This window comes from Caballeronia sp. LZ033 (genome assembly GCF_031451265.1).
Classification (GTDB): Bacteria; Pseudomonadota; Gammaproteobacteria; order Burkholderiales; family Burkholderiaceae; genus Caballeronia.
The window spans coordinates 1,351,410-1,366,620 of sequence record NZ_JARUXQ010000004.1 but is presented as its reverse complement, the minus strand read 5'-3'; the positions used below and the strand labels follow the sequence as shown (position 1 = coordinate 1,366,620).

Here is a 15,211-nt window from a genome sequence, read left to right as displayed (position 1 = left end):
CTAGTTGGCCGACGGAAAGCGCAGCGTGAACTCGATCCACCCCTCGCCGGGGGATTCGACGGACGCGCTGCCGCCGTGCAGCCGCATGATCGCCTGCACGATCGAAAGCCCCAGCCCGCTCGATTCCGTGAACTCGCTGCGCGCCGCATCCCCGCGATAGAACCGGTCGAACAGCTTGCCGAGTTCTTCCGGGCCGATATCGCCATCCACCTGATTGCGCACTTTCAGCACCGCGCCGGCCGCGTTCGCGTGTCCATGCAGACGCACGACGGAACCCGCCGTCGCGTAGCGCACCGCGTTCACGACCACATTGCCCACGGCCCGGCGGCACATGATTGCGTTCGCAACCATTTCGCCGCTCGCGTCGATATCGAAGCGAATACGCCGCTCGTCCGCAATGCCTTCGAAGTAGGTGCAGATCGTGTGGAGTTCGTCGTGAATGTCTAGCCGCTCGCGCTCGATGTGCTGTTCTCCATGATCCGCCTGCGCAAGGAACAGGATGTTCTGCGCGATGCGCGCGAGCCGTTCGAGTTCTTCGAGATTCGATTCGAGCACGTTGCGATATTCGGCAACGTTGCGCTCGTGCGCGAGCGTGACCTGCGTCTCGCCGATCAGCACGCCGATAGGCGTGCGCAGTTCGTGCGCGAGATCGGCGGAGAACTGCAGCAGGCGCTCATAGCCATGTTCGAGCCTGTCCAGCATGGCATTGAACGACGCGGCGAGACTCTGCAACTCGGCGGGCGCATGCGCCACGTCGAGCCGCGCGGACAGCCGGTCCGGCGCGATTTCCGCGGCCTTGTCCGCCATCAGCTTGAGCGGTTGGAGACCGCGACTCGTGACCCACCAGGCGAGCAGCATCGTGACGAGCGCCGCGCCGATCACGTTGAGCCAAACACGCTCCAGATAGACCGACAGCACGCGCGCTTCCTGCGTCATCACGTGCGCCGCGATGATCTCCACGACTTCGCCGTTATCGCCGATGCGCGCCTGCGCGCCGACCCAGCGCATGCGCACGCCGTCGGCGCGGGTTCCTTCGTAAAGATCGTCCAGGCCGATAGGCCTTGTCACCGGCACGACGTGCAGAGGCGGCAAGGACATCTGTTCCGGATTGACGTTGATGAACGGCGCCGATCCCGCGCGCCTGAACAGGATCACGTCCTGCCGGTCGCCCAGCATGGTTTCGAAGAGCCGTGGCCGAGCCTCGATTTCCTTGATCGTATAGAGATCGTGCAGCAGCGAGCGGAAATGCTCGACCCGCCCGATCAACTGATAATCCGCGCGCGTGGAGAGCGCCTGGTTCGTCGCGTGATAGAGCGCCGCCGAGACCATGGCCAGCACGATGCACACGATCACGACGAACGACAGCGCGATGCGTACCGCGAGTGAGCGCGACTGCCGCTTCAAGGATTCTCCCCGAACGAATAACCGATGCTGCGCACCGTGTGGATCAGCTTGAGCTCGAACGGGTTATCGAGCTTCGCGCGCAGGCGCTTGATGGCGACATCGACCACGTTGGTGTCGCTGTCGAAGTTCATGTCCCACACTTCGGAGGCGATCAGCGTGCGCGAGAGCGCTTCGCCCTGATGCTTGCAGAACAGATGCAGCAGCGCGAATTCCTTGTTGGTCAGCGCGATGTCGGCGCCCTGGCGCGTCACCTTGCGGCGCAGGACATCCACGTGCAGGTCCGCGATCTGGAAGGTATCCGACTCGCGCATCACGCCTCGCCGCAGCAGCGTGCGGATGCGCAGCACCAGTTCCGTGAAGGAGAACGGCTTGACGAGGTAGTCGTCCGCGCCGAGTTCGAGTCCGTGGATGCGGTCCGTCACGTGATCGCGCGCAGTCAGAAAAATGACAGGCAGGTCACGTTTCGCACGCAACGCGGCCATGACCTGCCAGCCGTCGATGCCGGGCAGCATCACGTCGAGCACGATCAGCTCGTACGGGTTCGCGAGCGCCTGATGCAGCCCGTCCGTGCCGTTGCGCACGAGCTCGACCTGATAACCGGACTCGATGAGCCCTTTTTTCAGGTAGTCGCCGGTCTTGCGGTCGTCTTCGATAACGAGGATGGTCATGCTCGCGCTGCGCGGGGTTCGGGTTCGGATGAATTGACGACATTCTAGCCAGAGCCCGTCCGCTGACCGCCAAGAATGACAAAAAAGTCATTGAAGGGTCATCGATCATTCAGCGCGGCGTGGCTAACATGCCTGCACATTGTTTCGCCATTCGCGAGGAAACCCGTGCAAGTACAACCGCTCTGGCTGCGCATCACGCACTGGCTCAACGCCTTCGCCGTCTTGATCATGGTGACGAGCGGCTGGCAGATCTACAACGCCTCGCCGATCTTCAAGTCGCTCACCTTTGCTCCGGCCATCACGCTGGGCGGCTGGCTCGGCGGTGCGCTGCAATGGCATTTCGCGGCGATGTGGCTGCTGGTCGCGAACTTCATCGTCTATCTCGCGATGAACCTCTTCACGGGCCGTCTGCGCCGCCGCATGTTCCCGCTGTCGATCAGGAGCATCTTCACGGACGCGCTGGCCGCCGTACGCGGCAAGCTCGGCCATGACGACCTCACGCATTACAACGCCGTGCAGAAGTTCGCTTATCTCGCGGTCATCGTGGACATCGTGATCGTGATTCTGTCGGGGCTGGCGGTGTGGAAGTCCGTGCAGTTCCCGTTGTTGCGTGCGTTGATGGGCGGCTATGACAACGCCCGCATCGTGCATTTCTTTGGCATGAGCTTCCTGGTGGCGTTCTTCGTGGTGCACGTCGCGATGGTCGCGCTCGTGCCGCGCTCGCTCGTGCTGATGATTCGAGGCCGCTGATCCATGTCGCTGAAACTGTTCAAATCGAGACCCGACGCCGACCTCATCATCAAGGACGCGGCGAAGGAACTGAAGGCGCCCGCGCGCCGTCTGTTCGGCAAGCGCATTCTTTCGCTCGGCGGCCTGGCGATGCTCTCCGGTTGCAACATCACCGACGACAAGTCCGTCAACGCCATGCTGCGGCGCATCTCGTCCTTCAACGACGACGTGCAGGCGCTGCTGTTCGATCCGAACGCGCTCGCGCCCACGTATCCCGAGTCGATGATCACGCGGCCGTTTCCGTTCAACGCGTTCTATGACATCGACGAAGTGCCCGAAGTCGATCCGGCCGCGTACAAGCTCGAGATCGGCGGCAGGGTGAAGGGCAAGCGCGTCTGGACGCTCGACGAACTGCACGCGCTGCCGCAGGAAAGCCAGGTGACGCGGCATATCTGCATCGAGGGCTGGAGCGCGATCGGCAAGTGGGGCGGCGTGCGCTTCGCGAACGTCCTCGCTCGCGCCGGTGCGGATACCAGCGCGAAGTACGTGGCCTTCCATTGCGCCGACAACTATTCGACGAGCATCGACATGCCCACTGCGCTGCATGCGCAGACGCTGCTGACGCTGACCTATGACGGGCAGATCCTGCCGCCCAAGTATGGTTTTCCGATGAAGCTGCGCATGCCGACCAAGCTCGGCTACAAGAATCCGAAGCATATTGTCGCGATCACCGTGACCAACGATTACCCCGGCGGCTATTGGGAGAACCAGGGCTACAACTGGTTCGGCGGGTCCTGATCGCCGTGTTTCGCTCAACGCTTCAGCTTCGATTAACCCAAGGAGATTGCATGTCGATCCGCATGAAACTCGGCGTCAGCATCGTGACGCTCGCACTCGCTTCCGCCGCCTTTGCCCAGGCGCCCGCCGCCAAACCCACGCGCATTCGCGGCGATATCGTGTCGCTGTCGGGCGATACGCTGACTGTGCATCGCAAGAGCGGCGACACCGTGAAGATCGCGGTGAAGTCGGACACGCCCGTCACCGCGCTGAAGAACATCAAGCTGCAGGACATCAAGCCGGGTTCGTTCGTCGGCACGGCGGCGATGACCGGCACGGACGGCAAGCTCACCGCCACCGAAGTGCTGGTGTTCCCGGAAGCGGCGCGCGGCACCGGCGAAGGTCACTATGACTGGGATCTCGGCCCGAAGAGCTCGATGACCAACGCGAACGTCGACCAGGTGGTGCAGGGCACGAGCGGCCGCGACCTGAAGCTCTCGTACAAGGGCGGTTCGAACTCGGTGACGGTGCCGGAGAACGTGCCGGTCGTGACCTTCTCGCCTGCAACGCATGACGACCTCAAGCCGGGCAAGAAGGTGTTCGTCGTGGCGAGCCCGGCGGGCTCGGACTTCGCGGCGCAGCGTATCGTGGTCGAGAAGGATGGTGTCGTGCCGCCGATGTAAGCGGTTTGTGCTTCGAATGCCCCATGAATGCCCGCTGGAGCCATCCGGCGGGCATTTTTTTCAACGGCTCATTCCAGCGATGCACGCAGATGACGGACGCTCGTCACCGTGTCGTCGAACTGCGATGTGCCGAGCTTGCGCTTGATGCGGCGCGTAACTTCGGCGCTCGCCGTGCCGATGCGCTTCATCACGGCATGCGCGGCATCGGTGGGATGGATCGCGGATTCGCGGCCGTCGCTTTCAGTGGACCAGCGCTCGACGAGTCCGAGCTGCTGTAGTCCGTCGAGCGTGCGCGTGGCCGTGGGGCGCGAGATAGCAAGGGCATCGGCGAGATTGCTTTGCAACAGACCGGGATGATCGACGACGGCGCGCAGCATGAAAGCCTGCGACGGCGTGAGTCCGAAGGGCTTGAATGCTTTTGCCCACTCGCGTTCGAGCGAGCGGGCCAGCGCGGTCGTGTTGAAATAAAGGCATTGGTCGAACATACGGTTCACCGTGAAGTCATGTGATTCGCTCTGCAACTATCAGTGGGGCGGGGTTCATCGGCAGATTTTACGCGTTCGCGATAAGATGGCCGCCTGCGTTTTTGATCCTGGGCAACTTTGCGTTGCGCCGCTCCACTCTCAAGGAGACATGCATGAGCAACACTCGTTCCGACCTTCCTGCTTATCCGAACGTCCAGCTGTATATCGATGGCGCGTGGCGCAACGGCTCGCGCGACACGGCCGTGATCAATCCGGCAAGCGAAGCCGAGATTGGCCGCCTGGCGCTGGCCGGAGAGTCAGAACTGGCGCTCGCGGCGGACGCAGCCGCGCGCGGCTTCAAGGAATGGCGCAAGGTTTCGCCTTACGAGCGCAGCAAGATCATGCGCCGCGCCGCGCAGATCATTCGTGAACGCGCGGCCGACATCGCCGCGATCATGACGATGGAACAGGGCAAACCCCTGGGCGAAGCGCGCATCGAGACGCTTTCGGCTGCCGACATCATCGAATGGTTCGCCGAGGAAGGGCGCCGCACCTATGGCCGCGTGATCCCGTCGCGCGCGGATGCGGTGCGTCAGATCGTCACGCGCGAGCCGGTCGGTCCGGTGGCCGCGTTCACGCCGTGGAACTTCCCGATCAATCAGGCAGTGCGCAAGGTATCGGCGGCGCTCGCGGCAGGCTGCTCGGTCGTGCTGAAAGGCCCGGAGGAAACCCCCGCGAGCTGCGCAGCGCTCGTTCAGGCCTATGCCGATGCAGGCGTGCCCGCCGGCGTCGTCAACCTCGTGTTCGGCGTGCCCGCCGATGTCTCGAAGTACCTGATCGCGCATCCGGTCATCCGCAAGATCTCGTTCACCGGCTCCACGCCGGTGGGCAAGCTGCTCGCATCGATGGCGGGCGAGCACATGAAGCGCGTGACGATGGAACTCGGCGGTCATGCGCCGGCCATCGTGTTCAAGGACGCCGACATTCCGCGTGCCGCGAAGATGCTGGCCGGCGCAAAGTTCCGCAACGCGGGGCAGGTGTGCATCTCGCCGACGCGATTTCTCGTCGAAGAAGCCGTCTATGAAGAGTTCGTGCATCACTTCGTCGCCACGGCCAGCGCCGTGAAGGTCGGCAACGGTCTGGAAGACGGCGTGCAGATGGGGCCGCTTGCCAATGGCCGTCGTCTGGAGGCCATGGAGCGGCTGGTCGCCGATGCGCGCGAACACGGCGCGAAGGTGCTGACGGGCGGCGAGCGCGTCGGCCGTGAAGGTTACTTCTTCGCGCCGACCGTGCTCACCGACGTACCGATGAGCGCCCGCATCATGACCGAAGAGCCGTTCGGCCCGATCGCGCCGATCGCTTCGTTCAGCTCGTATGACGAAGTGATCGCCGAGGCGAACCGCCTGCCTTACGGTCTTGCTGCCTATGGCTATACGAGCTCGGCGGCCACGTCCGCTGCGTTCGCCGACGATATCGAAAGCGGCATGGTGTCGATCAACCATCATGGCCTCGGCATGCCCGAGACGCCGTTCGGCGGCGTGAAGGATTCCGGCTACGGTTCGGAAGGCGGCAGCGAAGCGATGGAAGCGTATCTCGTCACGAAGTTCGTCACGGAACATCGTTGAATCGTTAAATTGCAGCGAATGTGCTGCATGAAAGCGGCCTCGTCGAGGCCGCTTTTTTTATGGCTCGTGCGTTGTAAGCGGCATCGCAAGGTCCATGCAATACGAGTTGGTTTCAGAAGTGTAACCACGTAACGCACGGAAAAATATGCGTAGCCGAATTGCCAGCTTCACTCTTTAGGGATGACATCGGGACACGCGTGATCTGCCCGTCCTGTTCCTGGAGAATCGCATGCTGAGCCCTCACGAACTATCCACGCTGCTGCTGATCCAGCGCTCACCTCATCTGGTCGAGGCGGCCGGTTTTCATACGGTGCGTCTGCGTCAGGAGGCGTTGATCGAGATGACGCGTCTGCCGAGCGGTCACGCGCTGCCCTCGCTGACACCGAAAGGCCGGGACATGCTGCTGCGGCTCGGCGCACTGCGCGGTCAGGCGCCTCACGATCACGATGAGACCAGGTAGCGCGAGCGGTTCCAAAGCGGCGAGGGTATGCTGTGGTTCGACCCCGACACATGGAGCATGCAAGTGACTGATGCGAAGAAACCGACTGTCGCGCTGCTCGGCGCGGGCAATATGGGATCCGCGGTGGGACATGCGCTGACGCAGGGCGGCGCGCAGGTCTTCACGTCGCTCGAAGGCCGCAGCGCCGCGAGTGCGAAGCGGGCACAGGAAGCCGGCATGCGCGACGCCAGCCTGGACGAACTCGCCACGTGCGACTTCATCCTGTCGGTCGTGCCGCCGGCGGTGGCCGTGGAGACTGCGCAGCGTCTTGCACCGGCGCTCGAACGCGCCTCGCGCAAACCCGTCTACGTCGATTGCAACGCGATCAATCCCGACACGGTCCGGACGGTGGCTCAGGTGCTCGATCCGTCGGGCACGCCGTTCGTCGATGGCGCGATCATCGGTCTGCCTGCCGCGCCGAAGTTCTACCTGTCCGGCCCGCATGCGCCGGACGCGCAGCCGCTTGGCGAAGCGGGCCTCGTCATACACGTGCTCGATGGTCCGATCGGTGCGGCATCGGCGCTCAAGATGTCGTACGCGGGCATCACGAAGGGACTGACGGCAATCGGTTCGGCGATGTCGCTGGCCGCGATGCGCAACGGCGCCGGCGACGCGCTCTTCGCCGAACTGACCGAGAGCCAGCCCGCGCTCGCCGCATGGCTTTCGCGCAATGTGCCGCGCATGCCGCCGAAGGCGTATCGCTGGGTGGCGGAGATGGAAGAGATTGCGCAGTTCATCGGCGAGGAGTTCGCCGAGCATCGCGTATATGAAGGCGCCGCCGGACTTTACGCGCGGCTCGCGAAGGATCGCGACGCCACCGATGCGCTCGAACGCTTCTTCGCCGAGCGGGACAAATGACAGCCTAGTTCCCGGCGATGGCCTGCTCCGTCATCGCCGCGAAGAAGCGTCCCGCGCGGCGATCGCCGGCATAGGCCGAATTGATGCGCACCCACGGACTCACTTCGCCGTTCGGCCGATAGTAGCTGCCGGGCGCAAGCGTCACCCCGAACTCGAGGGCGGCTTTCACGAGAACCGTCGAATCCTCGATGCCCGGCACTTTCGCCCAGACGAAATTGCCGCCGCTTGGTTCATCGAACACATCCCAGCCATGGCTTTCGAGCGTCTGCACCGCGCTCGACAGCGAATCGCGCACGCGCTTCCTCAGGCGCTCCAGATACTTGCGATAGGTGCCGCGTTCGAGCAGGCTGGCCGCGACGCTTTCCGCAAAGCGCGAGCCGCCGAGGCTCGTCAGCACCTTGACGTCGACGAGATTCTTCACCAGTTCGCGATTCGCCGCGAGATAGCCGATACGCAGCGACGACGACAGCGTCTTCGACAGGCCGCCCACATAGATCACGCGATCGAGCTGGTCGAGCGAGGCGAGCCGTTGCGTCGGCACGGCCTGGAAGTCGGCGTAGATGTCGTCCTCGACGATTGAGAAGCCATGCTGGGTCGCCAGTTGCAGCAGCTTGAACGCCACCTGCGGTGCGATGTTGGTCGCGGTCGGGTTCTGGAAGACCGTGTTGACGAAGAAGAGCTTCGGCTGATGCTGCTTGAGGAGCGCCTCGGCGGCGTCGATGTCCGGGCCGTTCGCGAGCCGCGGCACGCCGACCAGCCGCACGCCTTGCAGCTTCAAGAGACCGAAGAGGTTGTAGTAGCCCGGATCCTCGACGAACACGGTGTCGCCGGGCTTCAGCATGTAGCGCACGACCAGGTCGAGCGCCTGGCTCGCGCCGCTCGTGAGCATCACGTTGGGCAGGTCCGCGTCGATGCCGAGCGCGTTGATGCGCATCACGATCTGTTGCCGCAGACCCGTGTCGCCGTGAGGCAGGGCATAGTCGATCACGCTCGATACGTCGCTGCGCGAGGCCTGCCGGATGGCCTGCGTGAGACCGTCCACCTCGCGCCATGCTTCCGGAATGAAGCCGCTCGACAGCTTCAGCGTCTCGCCGGGGTAGTTGAACTGCTGAAGGATCTGAGTGGATTCCTCTTCCGCCAGACGCGGATTGCAGTTGCCGGCGCTGCTGTCGCGCTCCTCGACGTGATTCGCCACGTAGAAGCCCGAGCCGTGCTTCGGCTGGATCAATCCTCGCGAGGCGAGCCGGTCATATGCCTCGATCACCGGAAAGCGGCTGATGTGCTGCTCCGCCGCGAGCTGGCGGATGGACGGCAGCTTGGCGCCGGCCAGTACGCGGCGCGAGCGGATCATCGTCTCGATCTGGCTGACGATCTGCTCGGTGAGCGGCACGCCGGTGCCGCCGTCGATATGAAGCGGAAGCGCGTTCATGGTGTTCCAAAGTGTTCAGTGAGTCTGAGTGAACAGTTGTGATTTTGCTGTTCAGCCGTGTCATTGCGCCATTCGAACGCATCCTAAAACCGCCGTCAAGACTGGCCAGACCGATGATGAAGCACTTTTCAAGTGTCAAAACATTTTCGAACTGTTCGGCCAAATTAGCTTAACAGTTCCGCTGCAACTGTTCATAACTGTACATTCAAGCTGTTCGAAATCGGTCGAATAATGGCATCAACGGTTGCTTCCTGCTCGAACTGCATGAACGGAGGTGGCCTTCCGAAACGTGAACAGAAGGAGCGGCATCATGCGTGAAATTCGGACATTCGAACTGGACGGGCGCGAAGCGGCTGCGCGCTGGGTCATCGACCGGCCTCAAACGCTGCGTGTCACGCGCGGCCAGATCTGGCTGACCATCGAAGGCCAGACGGACGATCACTGGCTGGGCGCGGGCGACTCGGTCGAGTTGCCGCCTTATACGACGATCTGGGTCAGCGGCAACCGGGAGGCGAGCTGGTTCTCGCTGGCTTCGACTTCCGCGCCTGTGCGCACGCGCGGTCCCGGCGACATGATGCGGGCGTGGTTCGGTCGTCGTGCGCAGCCGGCGAGGCTTGCCGCGATCAAGACATGACGGCGAGCACGGCAGCGAACGCGACAGCAGCCACGAAGGCGAAAAAAAACCCGGCCGAGGCCGGGTCCAATGTTCCCGCGCTCTTTCGAGCGCGGTCACCTGCAAAACAAGCGTAGTCTACGCTGCGAGCAGCGAACGCAGCACAAACGGCAGAATGCCGCCGTGCTTGTAGTAGTCCACCTCGATCGGCGTGTCGATACGCAGCAGAACCTGCACGCGATCTTCCTTGCCGTCCTTGCGATGGATCACCAGCGTGACTTCCTGCTGCGGCTTGAAGTCGTCGCCGAGCCCTTCGACGTCATAGGTTTCCTCGCCCGTGATGTTCAGCGACTGGATGCTGTCCGAGCCCTTGAACTGCAGCGGCAGCACGCCCATGCCCACCAGGTTCGAGCGGTGGATCCGTTCGAAGCTGCGCGCCACCACGGCCTTCACGCCGAGCAGTTGCGTGCCCTTCGCGGCCCAGTCGCGCGACGAGCCCGTGCCGTATTCCTCGCCCGCGAAGACGATGGTCGGCGTATCGGCTTCGATGTACTTCATCGCCGCGTCGTAGATTGACAGCTGTTCGCCGCTCGGCTGATGCAGCGTCAGGCCGCCTTCCACGCGCGTGCCGTCCGGCTTGGCCGGGATCATCAGGTTCTTGATGCGCACGTTCGCGAAGGTGCCGCGCATCATCACGTCGTGATTGCCGCGGCGCGAGCCGTAGCTGTTGAAGTCGGCCTTCTGCACGCCGTTCGCCTTCAGCCACACGCCCGCCGGCGACGTTTCCTTGATCGAACCCGCCGGGCTGATGTGGTCGGTCGTCACCGAGTCGCCGAAGATGCCGAGCGCACGCGCGCCCTTCACGGCGGGAATCGAGTCGGCCGGCTTCATCGAGAAGTCGCTGCCGAAGAACGGCGGCTCGGCAATGTACGTCGACTTCGGCCAGTCATAGACCTGCCCGCTTTCGCCCGCGATCTTGCTCCACAGGTCGCCGTCCTTCGTGAGCTGCGAGTAGTTCTCGCGGAACGCCTTCGCGTCGAGCGCGAACTTCAGCAGCGCGTGGACTTCGTCGCTGGTCGGCCAGATGTCGCCGAGATAGATGTCGCGGCCGTCCTTGCCCTTGCCGACCGGCTCCGTCATCAGGTCGCGCGTGATGTTGCCCGCGATGGCATACGCCACGACCAGCGGCGGCGAAGCCAGGAAGTTGGCGCGGATGTTCGGGTGAATGCGCGCCTCGAAGTTGCGGTTGCCCGACAGCACGGCCGCCGCGACGATATCGTTCTTCACGATGGCGTCATTCAGTTCCGGCGTCAGGTCGCCCGCGTTGCCGATACACGTCGTGCAGCCATACGCGGCGAGCGTGAAGCCGAGCTGGTCGAGATAGGTCAGCAGGCCGGTCTTCGTCAGGTACTCCGTGACGATGCGCGATCCCGGCGCCAGCGACGTCTTGATGTGCGGCGCCACCGTCAGGCCGGCTTCGACGGCCTTCTTCGCGAGCAGGCCGGCGGCGAGCAGCACGCTCGGGTTCGACGTGTTCGTGCACGAGGTAATCGCGGCGATCAGCACGTCGCCGTTCTTGACGCCGACGCCGTCGGTGGTCGTGTATTGCGTGTCGAGTTCGGCGGCCTTCTTGTTGAAGCCGTTTTCACCGACCGGCTTCGAGAACAGATCGACGAAGTTGCTCTTCACGTTGCCGATTTCGATGCGGTCCTGCGGACGCTTCGGACCCGCGAGTGACGGCGCCACCGTGCCCAGATCGAGCGTCAGCGTCTTGGTGTAGTCGATGTCGCCGGCCTTCGGCACGCCCCACAGCTTCTGCGCCTTGAAGTACTTCTCGAACGCGGCGATTTCGGCGTCGGTGCGGCCCGTGCCCTTGAAGTAGTCGATGGTTTTTTCATCGACCGGGAAGAAGCCCATGGTCGCGCCGTACTCGGGCGCCATGTTGCCGATGGTCGCGCGATCCGGCACGCCGATCGACGCCGTGCCTTCGCCGAAGAACTCGACAAACTTGCCGACGACCTTCTCCTTGCGCAGCATTTCGGTGATGGTCAGCACGAGGTCCGTTGCCGTGCAGCCTTCGCGCAGCTTGCCCTTCAGCTCGACGCCGACCACGTCCGGCGTCAGGAAGTAGACCGGCTGGCCGAGCATGCCCGCTTCCGCCTCGATGCCGCCCACGCCCCAGCCCACCACGCCGATGCCGTTGATCATCGTCGTGTGCGAGTCGGTGCCGACGAGCGTGTCCGGGTAGTAGACCGTGTCCTTGCCTTCGCCCTTCTTGTGGACGCCGCGCGCGAGGTATTCGAGGTTCACCTGGTGCACGATGCCGATGCCCGGCGGGACGACCTTGAAGGTATCGAACGCCTGCATGCCCCACTTCATGAACTGGTAGCGCTCGTTGTTGCGCTGGAATTCCAGCTTCATGTTCAGGTCGAGCGCGTTGGGTTCGCGGAAGTGATCGATCTGCACCGAGTGATCGACGACGAGATCCACCGGCACGAGCGGCTCGATGGCCTTCGGATCCTTGCCCGCGCGCTTCGCGACGCCACGCATGGCGGCGATGTCGGCGAGCAGCGGCACGCCGGTGAAATCCTGCAGCACGACGCGCGCGACGACGAACGGAATTTCATCGACGCGCGACGCGTTCGGCTTCCAGTTCGCGAGTTGCTCGATGTGCTCTTCCGAGATCTTCTTGCCGTCGTAGTTGCGCAGCACCGATTCGAGCACCAGACGAATCGAGACTGGCAGGCGCTGGATCTTGATTTTCAGCGCGTCGCCGAGTTGCGGCAGCGAGTAAAACTTGGCTTTGCCGGAACCGCTGTCGAATTCCTTGAGCGTGTTGTGGAGATTGTGGGCCATGTTGTTTTCCTTGGGCTGGACGAGGAAATTGCGCTGCTTAAATCACGTACAAATCGACATATTCATGCACCGGCATGGCTTCGAGCCGTGCCTGGTCGAGCGATGCCGCGAGGATCGCCTGTTGTTGCTTCTGCGGAAAGCGGCGCGCCAGGTTCGTCCTGAACTTCTCGACGAGCAGCGGAATGCCTTCCGCGCGGCGGCGTTTGTGACCGATCGGATACTCGACTGCAATCTCGTTCAGCCGCGAGCCGTCATTGAACTCGACAGTGAGCGCATTGGCAATCGAGCGCTTGTCCGGGTCGTGATAGTCCTTCGTGTACTGCGGGTCTTCCACGCAGGTCATCTTGCCGCGCAAGACGTCGATGCGCGGATCCTGCGCGATGGTGTCTTCGTAATCGGCGGCGGTGAGACGGCCGAAGATCAGCGGCACGGCGATCATGTACTGGATGCAGTGATCGCGGTCGGCCGGATTGTTCAGCGGACCCTGCTTGTCGATGATGCGCAGCGCCGCTTCGTGCGTGCGAATGGTGATGCGGCTGATGTCGTCCACCGACTTGCCGGCATCCTTCAGCATGCCGTGCAGCGTCATGGCCGCTTCCACGGCGGTCTGCGCGTGGAATTCGGCCGGGAACGAGATCTTGAAAAGGACGTTCTCCATCACGTACGAGCCGTACGGACGCTGGAAACTGAACGCGTTGCCCTTGAAGAGCACGTCATAGAAACCCCAGGTCTTCGCCGTCAGCACCGACGGATAGCCCATCTCGCCGGTCTTCGCGATCAGCGCGAGACGCACGGCGCGCGAGGTGGCGTCGCCGGCCGCCCATGACTTGCGTGAACCGGTGTTCGGCGCGTGCCGATAGGTGCGCAGCGAATGACCATCGACGAAAGCGAGCGAGACGGCATTGATGAGCTCGTCGCGCGTGAGGCCGATCATCTGGCCGACCACGACGGTGGAAGCGACCTTCACGAGCAGCACGTGATCGAGACCGACCTTGTTGAACGAATTCTCCAGCGCGATGCAGCCCTGGATTTCATGCGCCTTGATCATCGCGATCAGGACGTCTTTCACGCTGAGCGGCGGCTTGCCGGCGGCGATCGCGCTGCGCGAGAGCCAGTCGGCGGTGGCGAGGATGCCGCCCAGATTGTCCGACGGATGGCCCCATTCGGCGGCCAGCCAGGTGTCGTTGAAATCGAGCCAGCGGATCATCGCGCCGATGTTGAACGCGGCCTGAACCGGGTCGAGCTGGAACTGCGTGCCGGGCACCTTTGCGCCGTGCGGGACGATCGTGCCCGGCACGATGGGTCCCAGCAGCTTGGTGCAGGCGGGGTAGGAAAGGGCTTCGAGTCCGCAACCGAGCGTGTCGATCAGGCAGTTGCGCGCGGTCTCAAGCGCAAGCGTGCTGTCGATACGAGTGTTGAGGACATAGTCGACCATGTCGACCAGTACCTTGTCCGGATCGGGCCGGACCGTGGAGATCGGTGCGGACATCGAAGATTTTCCTGTTGATGCGCGCTCAGCCGCCTTACTGCGCAGGCTTGATCAGCGCGTTCGACTGCGTGGGTGCGGCGCCGCCGGCGGCCATTTCGGCCGTCATGCATTCATCGGCGAGACGCGACGAATCCTTGTCGGAGAAAAGCATTGCCTTCGTCGGGATCACCACAAGATCCATGCCCGATGCCGAATCGTGGAAACGGTCGGCGCCGGTCGTCGTGTCCTGACGCGGCAGGCGGTAGTCCTTCTTCGCCCAGTTCACCGTGACGATGGTGTCACGCTTCATGTCGCCTTTCAGATAGAAAGAATTGCCGTCCTTGCAGGACCATTTCACTGCGCCGTCCGGAATCGGATCGACTTTCGCTGCCGCGGCGGCTTCGGCCTTCGGGCTGCGCTTGATGAGACGTCGTGCGGGGGCGGGACGCTTGGCGGTCGTCTTGGCCGTGGCCTTGGCCTTGCCCGATTCGGTGGTGGTCGCGGTCGCGGCGAAAGCGCCGGCGCTGACGAAGAGGCTCGTCGTAGCCAGCGTGCCGGCGATTGCAGCGATCAAAATTTTATTCATCGATAAAACCTTTCAAAAACATTGGGTTGAATGGCGGTTCTGCCGCGCGGGGTGACCCTGTCCTCGCAGGATCTGACCCACGCAGCCCGCTATTTTCGCTTATTTAGCGACACGAACTTCAAATTCTCCGGTCCCGTGTAATTCGCGCTCGGCCGGATGATCTTGTTGTCGATGCGTTGCTCGATGATGTGCGCGCTCCATCCCGACGTGCGCGAGATCACGAACAGCGGCGTAAACATGGCCGTGGGCACGCCCATCATGTGATACGACACGGCGCTGAACCAGTCGAGATTGGGGAACATCTTCTTCGCGTCCCACATGACCGTTTCAAGGCGCTCGGCGATGCTGAAAAGCTTGGTGTCGCCCGCTTCCTTCGAGAGCTTCTTCGCGACTTCCTTGATGACCTTGTTGCGCGGGTCCGAGATCGTGTACACCGGATGCCCGAAGCCGATCACCACTTCCTTTCGTTCCACGCGCTGCTTGATGTCGGCTTCGGCTTCGTCGGCATCGAGATAGCGTGACTGAATTTCAAAGGCCACTTCGTTGGCGCCG

At 63.1% G+C, this 15,211-nt stretch carries 15 protein-coding genes; 7 read left to right on the top strand and 8 right to left on the bottom strand.

What is annotated here, in order from left to right; all coding sequences use genetic code 11:
* Positions 1 to 1,404 carry a heavy metal sensor histidine kinase gene (locus tag QCE62_RS33415; RefSeq protein ID WP_309927306.1) on the bottom strand — a complete coding sequence of 468 codons (1,404 nt, stop codon included), beginning with the start codon at positions 1,402 to 1,404 and terminating at the stop codon, positions 1 to 3.
* Complete coding sequence (locus QCE62_RS33410; protein ID WP_309818807.1) at positions 1,401 to 2,072, bottom strand: heavy metal response regulator transcription factor; 672 nt, start codon at positions 2,070 to 2,072, stop codon at positions 1,401 to 1,403. The genes QCE62_RS33415 and QCE62_RS33410 overlap by 4 nt, the downstream gene beginning before the upstream one ends.
* A gap of 165 nt (positions 2,073 to 2,237) precedes the next feature.
* Between QCE62_RS33410 and QCE62_RS33405 the strand changes: the two genes are divergently transcribed.
* The 3 genes from QCE62_RS33405 to QCE62_RS33395 are packed head-to-tail and all read left to right on the top strand — an operon-like array spanning position 2,238 to position 4,261.
* The gene (locus QCE62_RS33405; protein ID WP_309927304.1) at positions 2,238 to 2,822 is read left to right on the top strand and encodes a cytochrome b/b6 domain-containing protein; all 585 of its coding nucleotides are present in this window, start codon (positions 2,238 to 2,240) and stop codon (positions 2,820 to 2,822) included.
* A 3-nt stretch (positions 2,823 to 2,825) separates the two neighbouring features.
* Positions 2,826 to 3,599, top strand: coding sequence for a molybdopterin-dependent oxidoreductase (locus tag QCE62_RS33400; RefSeq protein WP_309818804.1), 774 nt, complete (start codon positions 2,826 to 2,828; stop codon positions 3,597 to 3,599).
* Positions 3,600 to 3,649: 50 nt separating this feature from the next.
* Entirely contained in the window at positions 3,650 to 4,261 is a 612-nt protein-coding gene (locus QCE62_RS33395) for a hypothetical protein (RefSeq protein WP_309927302.1), read from the top strand.
* A 68-nt stretch (positions 4,262 to 4,329) separates the two neighbouring features.
* On the opposite strand, the gene QCE62_RS33390 is transcribed toward QCE62_RS33395, so the two are convergent.
* Positions 4,330 to 4,746, bottom strand: coding sequence for a MarR family transcriptional regulator (locus tag QCE62_RS33390; RefSeq protein ID WP_309927300.1), 417 nt, complete (start codon positions 4,744 to 4,746; stop codon positions 4,330 to 4,332).
* Positions 4,747 to 4,898: 152 nt separating this feature from the next.
* On the opposite strand from QCE62_RS33390, the gene QCE62_RS33385 reads away from it, so the two are divergent.
* The 3 genes from QCE62_RS33385 to QCE62_RS33375 all read left to right on the top strand — a co-directional run bounded on the left by QCE62_RS33385 (position 4,899) and on the right by QCE62_RS33375 (position 7,707).
* A complete protein-coding gene (locus tag QCE62_RS33385) occupies positions 4,899 to 6,350 on the top strand; it encodes an NAD-dependent succinate-semialdehyde dehydrogenase (protein ID WP_309927298.1) in 1,452 nt (483 codons plus the stop codon).
* A 229-nt stretch (positions 6,351 to 6,579) separates the two neighbouring features.
* Entirely contained in the window at positions 6,580 to 6,810 is a 231-nt protein-coding gene (locus tag QCE62_RS33380; protein ID WP_309927295.1) for a hypothetical protein, read from the top strand.
* A gap of 57 nt (positions 6,811 to 6,867) precedes the next feature.
* Positions 6,868 to 7,707, top strand: a complete 840-nt coding sequence (locus tag QCE62_RS33375; RefSeq protein WP_309927291.1) for a DUF1932 domain-containing protein — start codon at positions 6,868 to 6,870, stop codon at positions 7,705 to 7,707.
* Positions 7,708 to 7,711: 4 nt separating this feature from the next.
* Here QCE62_RS33375 and QCE62_RS33370 read toward each other — a convergent pair whose 3' ends face one another.
* Positions 7,712 to 9,136 (bottom strand): PLP-dependent aminotransferase family protein, encoded by a 1,425-nt coding sequence (locus QCE62_RS33370; RefSeq protein ID WP_309927290.1) that lies wholly within the window; start codon positions 9,134 to 9,136, stop codon positions 7,712 to 7,714.
* 310 nt (positions 9,137 to 9,446) lie between these two features.
* Between QCE62_RS33370 and QCE62_RS33365 the strand changes: the two genes are divergently transcribed.
* Complete coding sequence (locus QCE62_RS33365; protein ID WP_309927288.1) at positions 9,447 to 9,770, top strand: DUF2917 domain-containing protein; 324 nt, start codon at positions 9,447 to 9,449, stop codon at positions 9,768 to 9,770.
* Positions 9,771 to 9,887: 117 nt separating this feature from the next.
* Here QCE62_RS33365 and acnA read toward each other — a convergent pair whose 3' ends face one another.
* The 4 genes from acnA to QCE62_RS33345 all read right to left on the bottom strand — a co-directional run.
* A complete protein-coding gene (gene acnA, locus QCE62_RS33360) occupies positions 9,888 to 12,605 on the bottom strand; it encodes an aconitate hydratase AcnA (protein WP_309927286.1) in 2,718 nt (905 codons plus the stop codon).
* A 37-nt stretch (positions 12,606 to 12,642) separates the two neighbouring features.
* Complete coding sequence (locus QCE62_RS33355) at positions 12,643 to 14,094, bottom strand: bifunctional 2-methylcitrate dehydratase/aconitate hydratase (RefSeq protein ID WP_309927283.1); 1,452 nt, start codon at positions 14,092 to 14,094, stop codon at positions 12,643 to 12,645.
* A gap of 34 nt (positions 14,095 to 14,128) precedes the next feature.
* Positions 14,129 to 14,659, bottom strand: a complete 531-nt coding sequence (locus QCE62_RS33350) for a hypothetical protein (protein WP_309927281.1) — start codon at positions 14,657 to 14,659, stop codon at positions 14,129 to 14,131.
* Between the two features lie 89 nt (positions 14,660 to 14,748).
* Positions 14,749 to 15,211 (bottom strand): citrate/2-methylcitrate synthase (locus tag QCE62_RS33345; RefSeq protein ID WP_309927280.1); only part of this gene is annotated, 463 nt, incomplete at its 5' end.